The 18,361-nt window shown below is 60.9% G+C and carries 14 protein-coding genes; 8 read left to right on the top strand and 6 right to left on the bottom strand.

The window, feature by feature from the left end:
* Window positions 1-105 precede the first annotated feature (105 nt).
* Window positions 106-4,938 (bottom strand): DUF6543 domain-containing protein, encoded by a 4,833-nt coding sequence (locus tag AABM52_RS16125; RefSeq protein WP_347906781.1) that lies wholly within the window; start codon window positions 4,936-4,938, stop codon window positions 106-108.
* A 234-nt stretch (window positions 4,939-5,172) separates the two neighbouring features.
* Here AABM52_RS16125 and AABM52_RS16120 point away from each other — a divergent pair, with 234 nt between their 5' ends.
* The gene (locus AABM52_RS16120; RefSeq protein WP_347906779.1) at window positions 5,173-6,213 is read left to right on the top strand and encodes an Ldh family oxidoreductase; all 1,041 of its coding nucleotides are present in this window, start codon (window positions 5,173-5,175) and stop codon (window positions 6,211-6,213) included.
* Window positions 6,214-6,332: 119 nt separating this feature from the next.
* Here AABM52_RS16120 and AABM52_RS16115 read toward each other — a convergent pair whose 3' ends face one another.
* The gene (locus tag AABM52_RS16115; protein WP_347906778.1) at window positions 6,333-6,650 is read right to left on the bottom strand and encodes a DUF883 family protein; all 318 of its coding nucleotides are present in this window, start codon (window positions 6,648-6,650) and stop codon (window positions 6,333-6,335) included.
* A 164-nt stretch (window positions 6,651-6,814) separates the two neighbouring features.
* Between AABM52_RS16115 and AABM52_RS16110 the strand changes: the two genes are divergently transcribed.
* Window positions 6,815-7,069: a hypothetical protein gene (locus tag AABM52_RS16110; protein ID WP_007970091.1), complete on the top strand. Its 255-nt coding sequence runs from the start codon at window positions 6,815-6,817 to the stop codon at window positions 7,067-7,069.
* A 9-nt stretch (window positions 7,070-7,078) separates the two neighbouring features.
* Here the strand turns inward: AABM52_RS16110 and AABM52_RS16105 are convergent, their stop codons facing one another.
* Window positions 7,079-7,987, bottom strand: a complete 909-nt coding sequence (locus tag AABM52_RS16105; RefSeq protein WP_347906776.1) for a LysR substrate-binding domain-containing protein — start codon at window positions 7,985-7,987, stop codon at window positions 7,079-7,081.
* 84 nt (window positions 7,988-8,071) lie between these two features.
* Here AABM52_RS16105 and AABM52_RS16100 point away from each other — a divergent pair, with 84 nt between their 5' ends.
* The 6 genes from AABM52_RS16100 to AABM52_RS16075 all read left to right on the top strand — a co-directional run bounded on the left by AABM52_RS16100 (window position 8,072) and on the right by AABM52_RS16075 (window position 14,851).
* Complete coding sequence (locus AABM52_RS16100) at window positions 8,072-8,995, top strand: carbon-nitrogen hydrolase family protein (RefSeq protein WP_347906774.1); 924 nt, start codon at window positions 8,072-8,074, stop codon at window positions 8,993-8,995.
* A 136-nt stretch (window positions 8,996-9,131) separates the two neighbouring features.
* Window positions 9,132-10,796 carry an AMP-binding protein gene (locus tag AABM52_RS16095; protein ID WP_347906772.1) on the top strand — a complete coding sequence of 555 codons (1,665 nt, stop codon included), beginning with the start codon at window positions 9,132-9,134 and terminating at the stop codon, window positions 10,794-10,796.
* A 16-nt stretch (window positions 10,797-10,812) separates the two neighbouring features.
* Complete coding sequence (locus tag AABM52_RS16090; RefSeq protein WP_347906770.1) at window positions 10,813-11,574, top strand: SDR family NAD(P)-dependent oxidoreductase; 762 nt, start codon at window positions 10,813-10,815, stop codon at window positions 11,572-11,574.
* A 12-nt stretch (window positions 11,575-11,586) separates the two neighbouring features.
* The gene (locus AABM52_RS16085) at window positions 11,587-12,780 is read left to right on the top strand and encodes an acetyl-CoA C-acyltransferase (RefSeq protein ID WP_347906769.1); all 1,194 of its coding nucleotides are present in this window, start codon (window positions 11,587-11,589) and stop codon (window positions 12,778-12,780) included.
* Between the two features lie 139 nt (window positions 12,781-12,919).
* Window positions 12,920-14,047: an acyl-CoA dehydrogenase gene (locus tag AABM52_RS16080; protein WP_347906767.1), complete on the top strand. Its 1,128-nt coding sequence runs from the start codon at window positions 12,920-12,922 to the stop codon at window positions 14,045-14,047.
* Window positions 14,048-14,077: 30 nt separating this feature from the next.
* Window positions 14,078-14,851, top strand: a complete 774-nt coding sequence (locus tag AABM52_RS16075) for an enoyl-CoA hydratase (protein ID WP_347912637.1) — start codon at window positions 14,078-14,080, stop codon at window positions 14,849-14,851.
* A 124-nt stretch (window positions 14,852-14,975) separates the two neighbouring features.
* On the opposite strand, the gene AABM52_RS16070 is transcribed toward AABM52_RS16075, so the two are convergent.
* From AABM52_RS16070 to AABM52_RS16060, 3 genes are all read right to left on the bottom strand, one after another.
* Window positions 14,976-16,127 carry an acyl-CoA dehydrogenase family protein gene (locus tag AABM52_RS16070; protein WP_347906765.1) on the bottom strand — a complete coding sequence of 384 codons (1,152 nt, stop codon included), beginning with the start codon at window positions 16,125-16,127 and terminating at the stop codon, window positions 14,976-14,978.
* A gap of 3 nt (window positions 16,128-16,130) precedes the next feature.
* Complete coding sequence (locus AABM52_RS16065) at window positions 16,131-17,237, bottom strand: enoyl-CoA hydratase/isomerase family protein (RefSeq protein WP_347906763.1); 1,107 nt, start codon at window positions 17,235-17,237, stop codon at window positions 16,131-16,133.
* Between the two features lie 164 nt (window positions 17,238-17,401).
* Window positions 17,402-18,295 (bottom strand): LysR family transcriptional regulator, encoded by an 894-nt coding sequence (locus AABM52_RS16060; protein WP_347906762.1) that lies wholly within the window; start codon window positions 18,293-18,295, stop codon window positions 17,402-17,404.
* Between the last annotated feature and the right edge of the window lie 66 nt (window positions 18,296-18,361).

Raw genomic sequence — 18,361 nt, 5'->3', positions numbered from 1 at the left:
CACCTGCTATCGGGAAGCAGTATCCACAGGGGGCGTGAAAAAAAGATCAAATCAAACACCGCTGTAGCGCGCAGATCCGGGGATCTACGCGTTGTTACGCCGGGATCAGGGTTGAGGGGGCGTAGCGACCGGTACCGGGTCCAGTTGCCGGCCCATTTCGCAGATCAAGAAGGCGATCGAGTCGGCATTGTGCAAAATGACGTCGATTCGGAACGTCGAATCCTGCACGTTAAAAAAAGCTTCCCGTGCCTTATCCATGGTCTCGCTGCCCGTCAGTCGCAGAATGTGCTTGCCGATGTGGTAAGTGCTCGGTATGGAATCCAGGCTGATCCACGATTGCAGTCCACTGTTCCAGCGTGCGAACAGTTCCTCCTCTGGGGTATCCATCGACAAGGCTTCTCGCTGGAAGTCCAGCTGAGACTGTTTCCTTGCTGCGCCATACCCGGTGACCGACGCTACCAGATCGCTGAACGGCAGCCTGGCCTCAAGGTAGGCAATGTCCACGGCCCCGGAAAACAAATGAGCGAACTCGTGTATCAGGGTCACGGCCTGGCTGTGGCCGTCGACATCGAAGGGTTGTGTCAGAGAAGATTTGTACCAGTCGAGTTGTTGATCGAAAAATTTTTCCGTGAAATGCACATTGCGCTGTAGATCCTTGTCCACGACAAACGCGACGAGGTTGTCCTCCGGGTCCCGGCTTGAACCCACGATAAAGCGTTGCGAGTTCATCCAGTCTTCATCGGGATCGACCAGCGCATTGCAGATGGGGACGATGGCCTGTTTGATTTTTTCGAGCAGTGCTTTGTCGACCTGACCAACATCAAAGAACTGTTTGAGGAAGGTATCGAGCCGTGTGCCCGGGGCGAGTTGCTTGAGTTGCACCAGGTTGTGCAGGCTGTTGAACGCGTAATAACGAGCCATGTCGATGGCCTGCACGATCATGCGGGCTTTATCGGGATGTTTGGCCCGGATTTCAGCCATCCCCCGGGCCTCGATATTCAGTACCTCCCTGGCAACATAGGCGTTGGCATATCGATTGTGCATTTTCGAGACGACTTTGCCGAAGTGAATGGTGTGGGAATCCGGGTCGATGACCAGTTGGTTGTCAGGCGTAGTCGTCAACACGGGGCCTTCTTCCTTGCCTTTGAGCGTTCTCCAGACCGCTCCGGTCTTGTTCACGCCGTACACCTTGCCGGCAATGGCGGCGAAGGTTTTCCGGCTGCCCGATTCGACATAGGTGCCGTCGGTGCTGTTTTTCGCCAGGTCCTTGAGTTCAACTGTGGTTTCGAACGGTTGCAGCCGGGTACGCATTACCGCTGTCGACCGGACCTGCGACCAGGGTTGCGCGATCACGGGGGTGGCAACCGGTTCAGCAACAACTTCGCCGGTTGCCTGGGCGCTTTCGGCCCATCCTTCAAGCGATAACCGGCCCAATGATGCGATTTGTGCCGCGCCGGCAATAAAGTCGCGCAATGCGGTTGTCCAGTGATGGTCCTGCAGGGCTTCGGCTGAGTTCAGGGCATCCTTGTAGGCCTTCCACAGAAACTGCACATACGCGAGTTTGCCCGGCAGCAGGCCTGAAACGAGCTCGATGCCGGAGCCGAACAGGTGCTTGACAGCCTCCCAGTCAGACTGCGCGGTAGCGTTTGCCTGGCTGCCGAGCATCTTCACCAGCAGTCTGGTGTTGTCATGGAACAAATGAGTGAGCAGGTTGCCGTCGATGGGGTTGGACGCGAGGGTGATTTCGCTCGACTGGCCGACGGTGGACTTGAACAGGTTGCGAAACACTGTTTGCTCAGTGTCCGGCAGGCGACGCAGCAACATGTCCTGCAATGGCCCCGGTGTGTTGAGCGCCGAGACAACGCCGGCCTCATTGTCGAACTCAACGAACGGTGAACCGTCGGGATGGTAAGGGGCATAGAGGATTTGCAGGCCTGCCTTGCCTTCGCCGGGCCCCACCAGGTAAAGGCCCAGCGCTTTGACGGCGGTGGCACCGCTGGTCTTGATCAGTTCCAATGGTCGGGCAATGGCGTGCGCGCCTTCTACAGTCGCCCGGGCGATGGCGTCCGGCATGTTGAACACTTGCCGAAGCAAATCGAAAGCGCTGTCGGACAGCCGTTGCTGCAGTTTGAGTTCGTGGGCGTGTTGCAGAAGTTGCCAGGGCAGTTGTTTGACGAAGCGCAACATCCTGCTTTCCACATCGGTCGCTTGATTCGACAGGCTGTCCGTGACCTGTCTGGCGTAGTTTCGCGCGATGTCCAATGACAGCAACAGTTGGCGGACAGCCGCCTGGTCCAGCCCCTCGGGCAGGGCTTGTGTGGTTGCCGAGCTGATTTTGAACCCAGTGCCTTGCGCAATGTTGACGTGGTGCAAGGCGAACTCGGTGAGGCTCTGGGCGGGGCCGACCAAGGCCAGGTTCGGGGTGATTTCGATAGTGTCAGGGTCTAGTGCTGTTGCGGGGAAGCGGCTGGCGAGCAACGATTTCAGTGTTTCATGCACATACGACTTGAGGGGGTTGATTCCGTGTAAATAGTCTTTGTCCTCATCAACGCTGTTGCGGTATTGCTCCAGCAGTTCAAGGTGCAGTCGCTGCTCTTGCAGCGGAGCCATTCCCAGCCAGGCGGGCAGGGATTGCTGCTGGCTGATCGCCCGGGCAATCGACGTGGCTCTTCGCAAATTGGTGTTGAGCACCGTTGTGGTCAGGGCTTTAAGGGCTTTTTTCTGCTTCGTGTCGCTCAGATCGAAAGTGCGTACGTGTTCGCAGCGGGCCAAAAAGTGCTCGATGGACGATTGCGCGACCCACTCCAATACAGGCCCTTCAATCAGTCGCAACGGTCCCAGTGAGTAGCGCTGGTGAAAGACGCGCTGGGCCGGAGTGAGGTTTTCCAGCAACGCCAGGCGTTGTTGTGGTTCGAGCAGGCGTCGGTTCAGCTCCAGCCTTGCACGACCGATGGTGTCAAAGACCTCCAGGCCCTTGGCGGGTGTCCACAGGATCGTCCGGCCGGAATGCGAGGGATCGAGTCCGCCACGCTCGGTCAACAGCAGACAATGGGCCAGGGGCAGGACATCGCTCTGACCGGAGCGCTCCAGCGTCAACGAGTAGGCATCGGGGCGGAAACCCTTGAGTGACAGGCGGTTTTGCCGGTCGGGCTGGTCCGAGTTGAAGACCGTTTCGACAATGGCCCGATCCGCCTCCCGCAGTGTCGCGCCGAGTACCCGCAGGCTGGCCTCGCCACGCAGGCCAACGGACAGAGCATTGGCCAGGCGGGGTTTCATGTTTTCCAGATAGACCCGCTGCAAGGCCAGCGTAGCAACCGGTTGCGCCGAGAAATCTGCGTTGATCTGTGTTTCGATGTCGTCGAAGGTCTTGACGAAAGCTTCCACCGTATCGGCCAGCACGGTGGAGGGATGCTGATCGCCGGATAACACGGGGCGAGTGCTCCAGCGTTCGTCGGTAGTCAGTGTCAGCAGTCGCTCGCTGATCATCGAGCGGATATCCAGCGCCTTGTCGAACAGGGCGTGGATGTCCACGGTGCCGTCACTGTGACGGAACACCTCCAGGGCATATTCCATGTTTTGCAGCTGCTTGCTGATGATCCGGTCGAAGAGCCTGGGGAAGATCGCACCGGAAATCACTTCGCCGCTCACATTCGGTCGGTCAAAACCAATGAAACGCTGGCGCTCCTCCAGGCTCAGCAGGCCATAGAGCTCATCCTCGTGACCGGCCGCGCTGAACTTGCTCAGCACTGTATCGAGCAAGTCCTTATAGTCCTCGAGCACCTGCAGGCCTGCGGTGGGCGTGTAGAGAAACGCATTGCCGGCGCTGACCATCAGCGAGCCGGCCAACTCCACATAATTGGCCTGGTACTCCCACAGGCGCACGGTTTCGACAGTCATCGATTCGTTCGTCCGGCTGGCCGTCGAGACCAACGCGTGCAAATCCTGGCTTTGCTCCGGGGTGATGATCCCGGCTTCGCGCCTGAGCAGCAGTTGCACTCGCGCCTGATCGGCGATTGCCTGGCCGAAGAACTGGCGACGGGATGCGCCATCGGCGCTAGGCGCAGCCCAGTAACCTTCGAGTTGACCGACCAGCAAGCTGACCAGGTGGCGCGAGATTGTCGTAACGGCGGTTTCCCAGAGTGACTGGTCGCCTGTCGCCGGGGGCTTTTTCGGATGGGAAAATTCGTGGGACTGTCCGGCGGGCCAACACTGATGGCGATAGTGCAGCAGGACGGCCTCACTCAGGGAAAGGGAGTTGACCCAGGGTCGCGCAGCATGACTTTCGTCTGCATTCTCTGGTGTTGTTGCCAGGTAGAAGTTCACGTGGGCCTGGCGCTGATCCAGACCGGGAAACGACGCCGTCAGCTGTTGACTCAGCAATGTGTCGAGCATCGAGGTCAGGGACGGCAGCGCTTTCAATTCGTCGAGCACGGCCTGGTCGTTGAGTCGCTGCTGGCTGGAGAGGGTGTTGCGCTGGTCATCGAACACGTCGCCTTCAATATTCTGAAAGACCGGTTCGATGTCGGCGGCGTCCACCACGGCCTTGCGTCGAGACAGTGCTATGAAGGCCAACAAGTCGTCGTCTTCGCTGGCCGCCTTGAGTTGCGTCACCAGCTGTTCGGTCAGGTCCGTACGGTTGGCGAACTTTTTTATTCCGGCGTACGGGGTGTAGAAAATCAAGCCATTGTCATCGGGCGTCGCGGTCAGCACAAAGCAGCCGGCCAGCTCCATGGGTTCCTGGCCGGGGATTTTCAGCAGGATTCTTTTAGCCAGCATGGGCGGCGTCTGCTCATCGCGCAGTGCCTGGGTGGCCAGTTCGATATGGCTGAACCATTCGAAGTCCCTTTGCGTCAGCCCGTGGGTTTGGCCAAGTTCTCTCCAGAGGCCGCGCGACGTCAGCGCCTCGGGGAAAAACAGCGGAATTACTGGTGTAGACATCGTCGAGTCTCGTTCAAGGTGCCACTTAACGGCGCCTGTGGATTGAGCATCGAGACTAAAAGCCGGTGCGTTGACGCGGGTGGTAAATAGATAACGCACGGGGCGTGGGCGTTCGTGACAGGGATATATCTCACAGTCCCTGAGCGAAAGGTTGACAGGTCGCACGCCGCGCGTTGTTAATCGGCGGGTCTTTCTACGCTGTTGTTCCCTCCAATAATTAGTCTGGAGCTTCAGATGTCTGCGCCACACGATCACGCCACTACCGCGGTCCCGTCACACCTGTCATTCGAAGCGCTGAGCGCTTTGCTGGAGAAGATTTTTCTGCGTCACGGCACGTCGGCCGAAGTTGCCCGGGTGCTGGCGCAAAACTGCGCCGGTGCCGAGCGCGACGGCGCGCACAGTCACGGGGTATTCCGCATTCCAGGTTATGTTTCGACGCTGCAAAGCGGCTGGGTCAATGGCCAGGCCGTTCCGGTGGTCGAAGATGTGGCTTCAGGGTTTGTGCGGGTCGACGCCGATAACGGTTTTGCGCAGCCGGCCCTGGCGGCGGCACGCGAGTTATTGGTGCAGAAGGCCCGAAGTGCCGGCATCGCGGTGCTGGCGATCCGTAACTCGCACCATTTCGCGGCCTTGTGGCCGGATGTCGAACCCTTCGCCGATGAAGGCCTGGTGGCATTGAGCGTGGTCAACAGCATGACCTGCGTGGTGCCCCACGGTGCCGACCGGCCGCTGTTCGGCACCAACCCGATTGCCTTCGCTGCGCCGCGGGCCGATGGCGCACCGATTGTCTTCGACCTGGCGACCAGTGCCATTGCCCATGGCGACGTGCAAATTGCCGCCCGCGAGGGTGAACGCTTGCCGGCAGGGATGGGCGTGGACAGCCTCGGCCAGCCGACCACGGATCCGAAGGCGATTCTCGAGGGCGGCGCGTTGCTGCCTTTCGGCGGGCACAAGGGCTCGGCGTTGTCGATGATGGTCGAGTTGCTCGCGGCGGCACTGACCGGCGGCAATTTTTCCTTCGAATTCGACTGGAAGAACCACCCTGGCGCCAAGACACCCTGGACTGGCCAGTTGCTTATCGTGATCGATCCGGACAAAGCGGCGGGGCAGAGTTTTGCCGAGCGCAGCCAGGAACTGGTGCGGCAAATGCACGGTGTCGGCCTGAAGCGTTTGCCGGGGGATCGGCGTCATCATCAGCGCGCCAAGTCGCAAGTCAACGGCATTGAACTGGATGCCCGGACGCTGGCGAACTTGCGGGAGCTGGCGGGGGGCTGATCCTGTAGGAGCGAGCTTGCTCGCGATAGCGGCAGTCCAGTCAACATCTGAGTTGAACAGGCTGACGTCATCGCGAGCAAGCTCGCTCCCTAGGGGTTTGCGGTGTTTGATCGGAATGCCTAGCGACGCCCCAACAACAACCCCACCACCAAACCAAACCCGGCGGAAATCGCCACGGTTTGCCATGGATGCCCGCCGATATAGGTTTCAGTGGCCTCGACCGCGGGCAGGGTGCGGTCGCGTACGCTGCTCACCGAATCCCTGGCCTGCTGGAGTTTCAGGGCGATTTGTCCGCGAAGGGTCTCCGCTTCTTCTCCAACCAGCGAGGCACTGCTTTTCAGCAGTTTTTCCGACTCTTCGATCAGCGTTTGAAGTTCGCTGAAGGCTTGATCCTTGATTTGATCTTCGGCGGCTTGCGCGGCGGTTTTGCGGGCCATTGAAGTACTCCTTGCAGGTAGGTGGACAGTGAACAATGGAGTCTGCCGTCGTCGGAAAAGTTGCAGCTATTTTGCCCGGGGAGGTCATCTTGCTGAAAAACCGGCGCAGGACCTTTCGTCCTACAGTGTAAGATGTCGCCTATTTTACGCAGCAGGAAATTCCCATGAGCTTCAATCTGGCCGACAAACCCCTCGCCGAGCGCGCTGCGCTTGAAGACGAGAAATCCCGTCTGTTCGAACTCTGGCAAAACAACCTGGGCAAGGCCAAGGGTGAGGCCGCGCGGTTGTTTGGCGAACGGGCCAAGCGCAAAGGCAAGTGGGCGGAATGGGTACGCGCTGAGCTGGACGGCATGTCGCCGCCGGAATACGCCAATATGGTGCGCAGTGAAGTCAATCGCCTGATGGCGGCCAACAAATAACATCGGCCGTCAGGCGAAGCTCGCGACTATCGCCTCGCGCACTTTCAATAGCACCGGGTCGAGTTGGGTGCTGGTCCGCCAGCCCAGTTCGATCGGGTAGCGCGGCAGGGCCAAGGGGCAGGGCAGCAGCGCCAGCCCGCTGAGCGTTGCGATGCATTGGGCGGCATGGGCCGGAATGGTCGCCACCGCCCGGCTGCCTTTTAGCAAATGGGGCAACGCGGCAAAATGCGTGGTCGAGGCGCACACCCTTCGACTAAGCCCCAGTGCAGCCAATCCCTCGTCGGTAATCCCGATAAAACCGCCGGACGACACCAGAATGTGTTCGCGGGCCACAAACTCCTCAAGATCGATGCTCTGCTGGCCCTCGACCAGGCTCGACGGGTCCACCAGGCACAGATAACCACCTTCCCCCAACACCTGACGGCTGAGCAGCCGCTCGGCAAACCCGCCCGCAGTGACCGCCAGGTCAATGCTGCGCTCCATCAGTGCCTGGGCGACGATCTGGCTGTGGGTCTGGCGGAAAATCAGCCGCAGTTTCGGCGCGCACCGGGCGATTTCTTCGATCAGCCGCCGGCCGTAGGCAATTTCGAAATCGTCCGACATTCCCACAGTGACCGAGCGACCTTCGTACTGTTGCGCGGCCGGATCGACCATCGCCAGGCTCTGCCGGCATTTGTTCAGGGCATCGCTGACCACCGGTTTGAGCTGATTGGCCTTGAGCGAGGGCGCCAGGCCGCGCCCGGTGCGCACGAACAACTGATCGCCATACACCTCGCGCAACCGACGCAAGGCCGCACTGACTGCTGATTGCGTCACACCCAGGCGCAATGCGGCACGGCTGGCACTGGACTCTTCGTGCAGTGCTTCGAAGACTTTGAGCAGGTTGAGGTCGACGTCGGTGATATTCATTTGGCTCATATCATTCAGCAGTGAATCGGTCTTTATTGATGATTGCCTGACGCCGGAGAATGAGCAACACCTGATGCGAATGGAGTTTCCAAGATGCCCAAATCAATCGTTGCGGCCCTGCAGATCGGCGCCTTGCCCGGTGGCAAGGCTGAAACCCTGGAACAGATCCTGTCCTATGAACACGCGATCATCGAATCCGGCGCCGGGTTAGTGGTGATGCCGGAAGCGCTGCTGGGCGGTTATCCCAAAGGCGAGGGTTTTGGCACCCAATTGGGCTATCGCCTGCCGCAAGGGCGCGAAGCCTTTGCCCGTTACTTTGCCAATGCCATCGATGTACCCGGCGCGGAAACCGACGCGCTGGCGGCGCTGTCGGCACGCACTGGCGCCAATCTGGTGATCGGCGTGATCGAGCGCGCCGGCAGCACCTTGTACTGCACTGCGCTGTACTTCGATCCGGCGGCCGGGCTGGTGGCCAAGCACCGCAAGCTGATGCCCACCGGCACCGAACGGCTGATCTGGGGCAAGGGCGATGGCTCGACCTTGCCGGTGATCGACTCTCAGGTCGGGCGCGTCGGTGCGCTGGTGTGCTGGGAAAACATGATGCCGCTGCTGCGCACGGCGATGTACGCCAAGGGCGTGGAGGTGTGGTGCGCGCCGACCGTGGACGAGCGGGAGATGTGGCAGGTCAGCATGCGTCACATTGCCCATGAGGGGCGCTGCTTCGTGGTCAGCGCCTGTCAGGTCCAGGAATCGCCACAGACCCTGGGCCTGGACATCGCCAACTGGCCGGCGGATCGGCCGTTGATTGCCGGCGGCAGCGTGATCGTCGGCCCCATGGGCGACATCCTCGCCGGACCGTTGCGCGACAGCGCCGGGTTGCTCACCGCGCAAATCGACACCGACGACCTGGTACGCGCCCGCTACGACTATGACGTGGTTGGGCACTACGCCCGGCCGGATGTGTTCGAACTGACCGTGGACGAGCGCGCCAAACCCGGAGTGCGCTTCACCTCCTGATGCCCTGCGGGCTTTGGCCAAAGCAGTCATGCAACTTGATAACTTTGACCATTGCCCGCTAACCCGCACAGAGCGAGTATTTCCCTGTTGATTACGGTTCCCCCAACCTAATAAAAAACACAGAGGGATTCTGGCAATGCGCGATTATTTGTCTGCTACTGCTCAGTTCAATTATCAGCACACCGTCGATGCCGCACTCGCGGGCGATCTGACGGCCCTCAACGCCTGTGTCGAATGCTGTGACCGGCATGCCTTGCCGGGTCGCATCGCGCTGTTCTGGGAAGGACGCGACGGCAACGGAGCGACGTACACCTTCACCGACTTGCAGGACAAGGCCGCGCGTTTCGCCAACTACCTGCTGGCCCAGGGCGTGAAGAAAGGCGACAAGGTCGCCGGCCTGTTGCCACGCAATATCGAACTGCTGATCACCGTGTTCGCCACCTGGCGCATCGGCGCGGTGTATCAACCGCTGTTTACCGCGTTCGGCCCCAAGGCCATCGAGCACCGTCTGAGCTGCTCTGGCGCCAAGGTTGTGGTGACCGATGCGGTGAACCGGCCGAAACTTGCCGAAGTCGCCGATTGCCCGACCACGGTGACCGTCACCGGCCCCAAAGGGCAGGGCCTGGTGCATGGCGACTTCAGTTTCTGGGCCGAACTGGCCAATTATTCCGCCGACTGTGAACCGGTGCTGATGACCGGCGAAGATCCGTTCCTGCTGATGTTCACCTCGGGCACCACCGGCCCGTCGAAAGCGCTGTCAGTGCCGCTCAAGGCCATCGTTGCATTCCAGAGCTACACCCGCGACGCGGTGGATCTGCGCCCGGAAGACGCCTTCTGGAACGTCGCCGACCCGGGTTGGGCCTATGGCATTTATTTTGGTGTCACCGGGCCGATGGCCATGGGACATCCGATCACTTTTTACGATGGCCCGTTCACCCTCGAAAGCACCTGCCGTGTGATCAACAAATACGGGATTACCAACCTCACCGGTTCGCCGACGGCCTACCGTTTGCTGATTGCCGGCGGCGATGAATTCGCCAAGTCGATCAAAGGCAGGCTGCGTATCGTCAGCAGCGCCGGCGAGCCGCTGAACCCGGAAGTGATCCGCTGGTTCGCCGATAACCTCGACGTGGTCATCCACGACCACTACGGCCAGACCGAACTGGGCATGGTGCTGTGCAACCACCACGGCCTTGAGCACCCGATTCACATGGGCGCCGCCGGTTTTGCCTCGCCGGGCCACCGCATCGTGGTGCTGGATGACGACTACAAGGAACTCGACGTTGGCCAGCCGGGCATCCTCGCCATCGACCGCAGCCAGTCGCCGATGTGCTGGTTCGCCGGCTACGAAGGCGGGCCGACCAAGGCTTTTGTCGGCAACTATTACCTGAGTGGCGACACCGTCGAGTGGAACCCGGACGGCAGCATCAGCTTCGTCGGTCGCAGTGATGACGTGATCACCACCTCCGGCTACCGGGTCGGTCCCTTCGATGTGGAAAGTGCGTTGATCGAACACCCGGCCGTGGTCGAGGCCGCCGTGGTCGGCAAGCCCGATCCGGAGCGCACCGAGCTGGTCAAGGCGTTCGTCGTGCTCAGCCCGCAATACCGCGCCGCCCCCGAGTTGGCCGAAGAACTGCGCCAGCACGTACGCAAGCGTCTGGCGGCGCACTCGTACCCCCGTGAAATCGAATTTGTCAGCGAATTGCCGAAAACCCCAAGCGGCAAATTGCAGCGCTTTATCTTGCGCAACCAGGAAATCGCCAAGGCTCAAGAGGCCGCGGCGAAGAACCTTCCAGCTTGAATCCAGGGAAACAATGATGCAGATCGAGAACAAGATTTTTATCGTCACCGGTGGCGCTTCCGGCCTAGGTGCCGCCACCGCCGAGGTGCTGGTCGCCGCTGGCGCGAAAGTGATGCTGGTGGACATGAACGCCGAAGCCGTTGCAGCCCAGGCCCAGCGCCTTGGCGCGCACAGCGTGGTGGCGGACATCAGCAACGAAGCGGCGGCCGAAGCCGCCGTGCAGGCGACGGTCAAAGCCTTTGGCGGCCTCAATGGCCTGGTCAATTGCGCCGGCATCGTGCGTGGCGAGAAGATTCTCGGCAAGAATGGTCCACACGCGCTGGCCAGTTTCAGCCAGGTGATCAACGTCAACCTGATCGGCAGCTTCAACATGCTGCGCCTGGCGGCAGCGGCGATTGCCGAGACCGAAGCGGATGCCGACGGCGAGCGCGGCGTGATCATCAACACCGCATCTGCCGCGGCTTACGACGGCCAGATCGGCCAGGCGGCTTACTCGGCGTCCAAGGGCGCGATTGTCAGCCTGACCTTGCCGGCGGCCCGTGAGCTGGCGCGTTTCGGTATCCGCGTGATGACCATCGCCCCGGGTATTTTCGAAACGCCGATGATGGCCGGCATGACCCAGGAAGTCCGCGATTCCCTGGCCGCCGGCGTGCCGTTCCCGCCGCGTCTGGGCAAACCCGCCGAGTACGCCGGGCTGGTCAGGCATATCATTGAAAACAGCATGCTCAATGGCGAGGTGATCCGTCTCGACGGTGCCTTGCGCATGGCCGCCAAGTAAGGAGGATTTGTCATGACTATCTCCAACGATCCAATTGTTATCGTCAGCGCCGTTCGCACCCCGATGGGTGGTTTCCAGGGTGAACTGAAAAGCCTGACCGCGCCGCAACTCGGCGCGGCGGCCATCAAAGCAGCGGTGGAACGCGCTGGCGTTGCCAGCGATTCTGTCGACGAAGTGCTGTTCGGCTGCGTACTGCCGGCAGGCCTTGGCCAGGCCCCTGCACGTCAGGCGGCGCTGGGCGCGGGGCTGGATAAATCGACCCGCTGCACCACCCTGAACAAGATGTGCGGTTCCGGCATGGAAGCGGCGATCCTGGCCCATGACATGCTGGTGGCGGGCAGTGCCGACGTGGTGGTCGCCGGCGGCATGGAAAGCATGTCCAACGCACCTTACCTGCTGGACCGTGCCCGTGCCGGCTACCGCATGGGCCATGGCCGGGTGCAGGACTCGATGTTCCTCGACGGCCTCGAAGACGCCTACGACAAGGGCCGCCTGATGGGCACCTTCGCCGAAGAATGCGCCGAAACCAACAGTTTCAGCCGTGAGGCCCAGGACGCCTTTGCCGTTGCCTCGACCACCCGCGCGCAGCAGGCGATCAAGGACGGCAGCTTCAAGGATGAAATCGTGCCATTGACGGTGATGGTCGGCAAAGAGCAGGTGGTGATCAGCAATGACGAGCAGCCGCCAAAAGCCCGGCTGGACAAGATCGCTTCGTTGAAGCCGGCGTTCCGCGAAGGTGGCACGGTAACCGCAGCCAACTCCAGTTCCATCTCCGACGGTGCCGCCGCGCTGGTGCTGATGCGCCAGTCCCAGGCACAGAAACAAGGCCTGAAACCCTTGGCGGTGATTCATGGTCACGCCGCGTTCGCCGACACTCCGGGCCTGTTCCCGGTGGCGCCAATCGGTGCAATCAAGAAATTGATGAAGAAAACCGGCTGGTCGCTCAATGACGTCGATCTGGTGGAAGTCAACGAAGCCTTCGCCGTGGTCGGCATGGCGGCGATGACTCATCTGGAAATTCCCCACGAAAAGCTCAACGTGCACGGCGGTGCTTGCGCTCTCGGTCACCCGATCGGGGCATCCGGTGCGCGGATTCTGGTGACCCTGCTTTCGGCCCTGCGCCAGAAAGGCCTGAAGCGTGGCGTTGCAGCGATTTGTATCGGCGGCGGTGAAGCGACGGCCATGGCCGTGGAATGCCTCTACTGAAACTGACGCTTTCCCATGTAGGAGTGAGCCTGCTCGCGATTGCGGTGTATCAGCTCACATAAATGTTGAATGTGAGTCCGCCATCGCGAGCAGGCTCACTCCTACAGGTTTTGCGTTTGAACCAAACAAAGGATTCACCATGATCCCCAATGACGACCAACAACAAATCCGCGACATGGCCCGGGACTTTGCCCAGGAACGGCTGAAGCCTTTCGCCGCCGAATGGGACCGTGAGCATCGCTTTCCCAAGGAAGCCATCGGCGAGATGGCCGCACTGGGCTTCTTCGGCATGCTGGTGCCGGAGCAGTGGGGCGGATGCGACACCGGTTACCTGGCCTACGCCATGGCGCTGGAAGAAATCGCCGCCGGCGATGGCGCCTGCTCGACCATCATGAGCGTGCACAACTCCGTGGGCTGTGTGCCGATTCTCAACTACGGCACCGATGAGCAGAAAGAGCGCTTTCTCAAACCGCTGGCCAGCGGTGCGATGCTCGGCGCTTTCGCCCTGACCGAACCCCAGGCCGGTTCCGACGCCAGCGGCCTGAAAACCCGTGCCCGCCTGGAAGGCGATCACTACGTACTCAACGGCTGCAAGCAGTTCATCACCTCCGGGCAGAATGCCGGGGTGGTGATCGTGTTTGCGGTGACCGATCCGAGCGCTGGCAAACGCGGCATCAGCGCCTTTATCGTGCCAACCGATTCGCCGGGCTACAGCGTTGCGCGGGTCGAGGACAAGCTCGGCCAGCATGCGTCCGACACCTGCCAGATCCTCTTCGAAGACGTGAAGGTGCCGCTGGCCAACCGTTTGGGCGAGGAGGGCGAAGGCTACAGGATTGCCCTGGCCAACCTTGAAGGCGGCCGCGTCGGTATCGCTTCGCAATCGGTGGGCATGGCCCGCGCCGCATTCGAAGCGGCGCGAGACTACGCCCGTGAGCGCCAGAGCTTCGGCAAGCCGATCATCGAGCACCAGGCCGTGGCCTTCCGCCTGGCGGACATGGCGACCCAGATCGCCGTGGCGCGACAAATGGTGCACTACGCCGCCGCCCTGCGTGACAGCGGCAAGCCGGCCCTGGTAGAAGCGTCGATGGCCAAACTGTTCGCCTCGGAAATGGCCGAAAAGGTATGCTCCTCGGCGCTGCAAACCCTTGGCGGCTACGGTTACCTCAACGACTTCCCAGTGGAGCGGATCTACCGCGACGTGCGGGTCTGCCAGATCTACGAAGGCACCAGCGATATTCAGCGCATGGTCATTTCGCGCAATTTATAAGAAGGAGTGCCCCCTGTGAGCGACAAAGAACTGAGCTACGAAACGATTTTGCTGGAAACCCACGGCCGCGTTGGCCTGATCACCCTCAACCGTCCACAAGCGCTGAACGCATTGAACGCGCAGATCGTCAGCGAGCTGAACCAGGCCCTCGATGGCTTCGAGGCGGACTCGAACATCGGCTGCATCGTCCTGACCGGTTCGAAAAAAGCCTTCGCCGCCGGTGCCGACATCAAGGAAATGGCCGAGCTGACCTATCCGCAGATCTACATCGACGACCTGTTCAGCGACAGCGATCGCGTGGCCAACCGCCGCAAGCCGATGATCGCGGCGGTCAATGGTTTCGCCCTGGGTGGCGGCTGTGAGCTGGCATTGATGTGCGACTTCATCTTGGCCGGTGACAACGCCAGATTCGGTCAGCCGGAAATCAACCTCGGCGTGTTGCCGGGCATGGGCGGCACCCAGCGCCTGACCCGTGCCGTGGGCAAGGCCAAGGCCATGGAAATGTGCCTGAGCGGTCGCCTTATCGATGCCGTGGAAGCGGAGCGTTGCGGGATTGTCGCGCGGATCGTGCCGAGCGATGAACTGCTGGATGAAGCGCTGAAAGTCGCGGCATTGATCGCCAAAAAATCGTTGCCGATTGCGATGATGGTCAAGGAAAGCGTCAACCGTGCCTTTGAAGTGAGCCTGGCCGAAGGCGTGCGCTTTGAGCGCCGGGTGTTCCATGCGGCGTTTGCGACGCAGGATCAGAAGGAAGGGATGGCTGCGTTTATTGCCAAACGTGAGGCTGAATTCCAAGGTAAGTAATGCGGCGTTCCTGCTGACGCTATCGCGAGCAAGCTCGCTCCCACAGTGTTCTCGGTCGTTCACACATATTGTGTACACCCTCGGAACCTGTGGGAGCGAGCTTGCTCGCGATGCTTTTAGGCCTTCACACCAAGTAGTTCTTCAGTTCGCGGGCAATCACAATCCGCTGTATCTCGCTCGACCCTTCGTAGATCTGCGTGATCCGCGCATCCCGGTAGTACTTCTCCACCGGATAGTCTTCCAGATACCCATACCCGCCATGAATCTGAATGGCGGACGAGCAGACCTTTTCCGCCATTTCCGACGCAAACAGCTTGGCTTGTGACGCCTCCGACAGGCAGGGTTTGCCGGCCGTGCGCAGGCGTGCGGCGTGCAGGATCATCAGTCGCGCGGCATTCAACTGCATGTGCATGTCCGCCAGCAGGTTGGCGATGCTCTGGTGCTCATTGATCGTTTTGCCAAACTGCACACGATCACGGGAATAAGCCAGTGCCGCTTCAAACGCCGCACGTGCAATGCCCAGCGCCTGGGCGGCAATGCCGATGCGGCCGCCTTCGAGGTTGGACAAGGCGATGGCCAGGCCCTTGCCGCGTTCGCCCAGCAGATTGGCTTCGGGGATGGTGCAGTTGTTCAGGGTCACCGCGCAGGTGTCGGATGCACGGATGCCCATCTTGTGTTCAGTGCGGTCGACGATAAAACCGGCAGTGTCGGTCGGCACCAGGAACGCCGAGATGCCACGTTTGCCCAGGTCCGGATCGGTCACGGCAAACACAATCGCCAGTTTGGCGCGCTTGCCGTTGCTGACGAACTGTTTGGCGCCATTGATCACCCACTGGCCGTCGCGCAGTTCGGCGCGTGTGCGCAGGTTGTGCGCCTCGGAACCGGCCTGGGGTTCGGTCAGGCAGAAACAGCCGATGACCTGACCGCTGGCCAGGTCCGCCAGCCAGGTCTGTTTCTGTTCTTCGCTGCCGTAGTTAAGCACCGGCCCGCAGCCCACGGAGTTGTGGATGCTCATGAAGGCGCCGGTAGCACCGTCGCCGGCGGAAATCTCTTCTACCGCCAACGCGTAGGCCACGTAGTCGACATAGGTGCCGCCCCATTCCTCGGGGACCACCATGCCCAGCAAACCCAGTTCGCCCATCTTCGCCACCAGACCGTCGTCGATCCAGCCGGCCTTTTCCCAGGCCTGGGCATGGGGCGCGATTTCGCCGCGGGCAAAATCCCGGGCCATGTCGCGGATCATGACTTGTTCTTCGCTCAATTCGATATCGTGCATGGCTCAACTCTCGCTTTCGTCGAAACCGCTGAAGAAGCTCGCCACGTGTTCGGCGTCCAGCGCCTGGAGGGTGGGCGGGTTCCAGCGTGGTGTCTTGTCTTTGTCGATCAGCAAGGCGCGCACGCCTTCGATCAGGTCGCCGCGCTCGAACCACTGGCGGTCCAGGTGCAGCTCAAGGGCGAAACATTGTTCCAGTGGCAGCTCGCGTCCGCGACGGAGCATTTCCAGGGTCACGGCCATGGCCAGCGGCGAGCGGGTTTCCAGCAGGTCGGCGGTGGTGACGGCCCACTCATGGCTGTCGGCGACCGTTACCTGGCGCAGTTGTTCCACAATACTCGGCACGTCGGCTTGGGCGAAGAAGTGGTCGATGGCCGGACGCAGTGTGCTCAACGGAGCATCGGGCAGTTGCTGCACGGCGACTTTCGCCAGCAGGCCTTGCAGGTCCTTGAGCGGCGTGTCGTGCCATTCGAGCTGGTCGAGTTTTTCGTCCAGCGTGCCCAGCTTGTCGCTTTCGAGGTACCAGTCGGCCAGGCCGCAATACAACGCATCGGCGGCGCGTATCTGCACGCCGCTGACGCCGAGGTAGATCCCCAGTTCACCGGGAATGCGCGGCAGGAAGTAACTGCCGCCGACGTCCGGGAAGTAGCCGATGCCGACTTCCGGCATGGCCAGGCGGCTCTTCTCAGTGACCACGCGCAAGTCTGCGCCTTGCACCAGGCCCATGCCGCCGCCGAGGACAAAACCGTCCATCAGGGCCAGCACCGGTTTGCGGTAGTGGTGGATCGCGAGGTCGAGGGCGTATTCCTCGACGAAGAAATCTTCGTGCAAGGTGTCGCCGCTTTTGAAGCTGTCATGCAGCGAGCGAATGTCGCCGCCGGCGCAGAAGGCTTTTTCCCCGGCACCGCGCAAGACCACGGCATGGACGTGCGGATCCTGGGCCCAGGCGTCGAGCTGGCGGTGCAGGTTGCGCACCATGTCCAGGGTGAGGGCATTGAGGCCGGCGGGGCGGTTGAGGGTCAGGTGACCAATGTGGTTGCGAACCTCGGCCAGCACTTCGTTCTGCATGGCATCCATGGACTGAGTCCCGGGAGAAAAAACCTGAGCAGTCATCACTAACTCCCTGCTTTTATTGTTCTTTATCGAGATGCTCGCGCGCGAGCGATGGCGGATCGTATCAGTGCAAATTTGCCTTGTACAACCTAGATAAGTGCAGGTTGTCTGTGCATTTTTGCATGTCGGTGTCCGGTATTGTTACAGCTTAGACCAAGGCAAATTCAGGCAAACGCTGCGAGCAGATCCTCTTCGAACGCCTTTTGTGCATCGCCGGCCACCTGAGCCCGGTGCCGGGCCAGATGAAACGCGACATCGAAACTCATGTCGCCTCGGCGCACGGCCCTGAGCAGACCCTTGTCTTCCCAGCCACGGGCGAAGTGGCTGGGCAAGTAACCGACATGCTTGCCGGAAAGGATGAAGGCGAGGGTGCCTTCCACTTGTTCGGAGCGCGCCGAACACAACTTGCCCTGGAAGGGTTCGTCACTGCGCAGGAAACGGTAGGGGTGATCGACCCGGTCGCAGGTCTGCAGATCCTGATTGTCGGGGGCCGGGTTGGTGAACAGTGGATGGCCGGGGGCGCAATACAGATGCTGGGTTTCAATGAACAGTTGGCGGTAGTCAAACGCGCTTTGCACTTGCGAGAAGTAGCCGATGGCCAGGTCCAGCCGCTGTTGCAGCAGCAGTCGTTCCATTTCGCCGGGCATGGCGCTGATCAGTTCGATGCGCACTGACTCGTCCCGTTCACGGAAGCGCCGGATCGCCTCGGCCACCCGTTGCAGCACCGATTGATCCAGGGCTTCGGACAGGCCCAGGCGCACTTCGCCGATCAAGCGCCCGGCCACGCCGTTGGATTGATGACGGAAGGCTTCGATGGACTGGAACAATCCACGGGTGGCGCTGAGCAGTTGTTCGCCCTTGGGCGTGACCCTGAACCCACCTTTGCCGCGACTGCATAGCCGATAGCCCAGGCGGGTTTCCAGTTTGGCCATTTGCTGGCTGATGCTCGACTGGCTCAACCCCAACTCGCCCTGGGCGGCGCTGAAGCCGCCGCACTCCACCACGCTGACAAACAGACGCAACAATTGCAGATCCAGATCGTGGAGTTGGCCGAGCATTAAACATTAATCCTTCATAAAGTCAGGTTAATTAACTTGATATTTCACCAATGTATCCGACGACGC

It is taken from the genome of Pseudomonas grandcourensis (genome assembly GCF_039909015.1).
GTDB lineage: Bacteria > Pseudomonadota > Gammaproteobacteria > Pseudomonadales > Pseudomonadaceae > Aquipseudomonas > Aquipseudomonas grandcourensis.
This window is presented reverse-complemented; position numbering and strand designations above follow the sequence as displayed.

Excerpts from the sequence above, each read along its gene's own strand:
- AABM52_RS16105 (WP_347906776.1), bottom strand. The coding sequence starts at position 7,987 with ATGAGCCAAATGAATATCACCGACGTCGACCTCAACCTGCTCAAAGTC.
- AABM52_RS16120 (WP_347906779.1), top strand. The coding sequence starts at position 5,173 with ATGTCTGCGCCACACGATCACGCCACTACCGCGGTCCCGTCACACCTG.
- AABM52_RS16125 (WP_347906781.1), bottom strand. The coding sequence starts at position 4,938 with ATGTCTACACCAGTAATTCCGCTGTTTTTCCCCGAGGCGCTGACGTCG.
- AABM52_RS16080 (WP_347906767.1), top strand. The coding sequence starts at position 12,920 with ATGATCCCCAATGACGACCAACAACAAATCCGCGACATGGCCCGGGAC.
- AABM52_RS16065 (WP_347906763.1), bottom strand. The coding sequence starts at position 17,237 with ATGACTGCTCAGGTTTTTTCTCCCGGGACTCAGTCCATGGATGCCATG.
- AABM52_RS16060 (WP_347906762.1), bottom strand. The coding sequence starts at position 18,295 with ATGCTCGGCCAACTCCACGATCTGGATCTGCAATTGTTGCGTCTGTTT.
- AABM52_RS16085 (WP_347906769.1), top strand. The coding sequence starts at position 11,587 with ATGACTATCTCCAACGATCCAATTGTTATCGTCAGCGCCGTTCGCACC.
- AABM52_RS16115 (WP_347906778.1), bottom strand. The coding sequence starts at position 6,650 with ATGGCCCGCAAAACCGCCGCGCAAGCCGCCGAAGATCAAATCAAGGAT.
- AABM52_RS16110 (WP_007970091.1), top strand. The coding sequence starts at position 6,815 with ATGAGCTTCAATCTGGCCGACAAACCCCTCGCCGAGCGCGCTGCGCTT.
- AABM52_RS16100 (WP_347906774.1), top strand. The coding sequence starts at position 8,072 with ATGCCCAAATCAATCGTTGCGGCCCTGCAGATCGGCGCCTTGCCCGGT.
- AABM52_RS16095 (WP_347906772.1), top strand. The coding sequence starts at position 9,132 with ATGCGCGATTATTTGTCTGCTACTGCTCAGTTCAATTATCAGCACACC.
- AABM52_RS16090 (WP_347906770.1), top strand. The coding sequence starts at position 10,813 with ATGCAGATCGAGAACAAGATTTTTATCGTCACCGGTGGCGCTTCCGGC.
- AABM52_RS16070 (WP_347906765.1), bottom strand. The coding sequence starts at position 16,127 with ATGCACGATATCGAATTGAGCGAAGAACAAGTCATGATCCGCGACATG.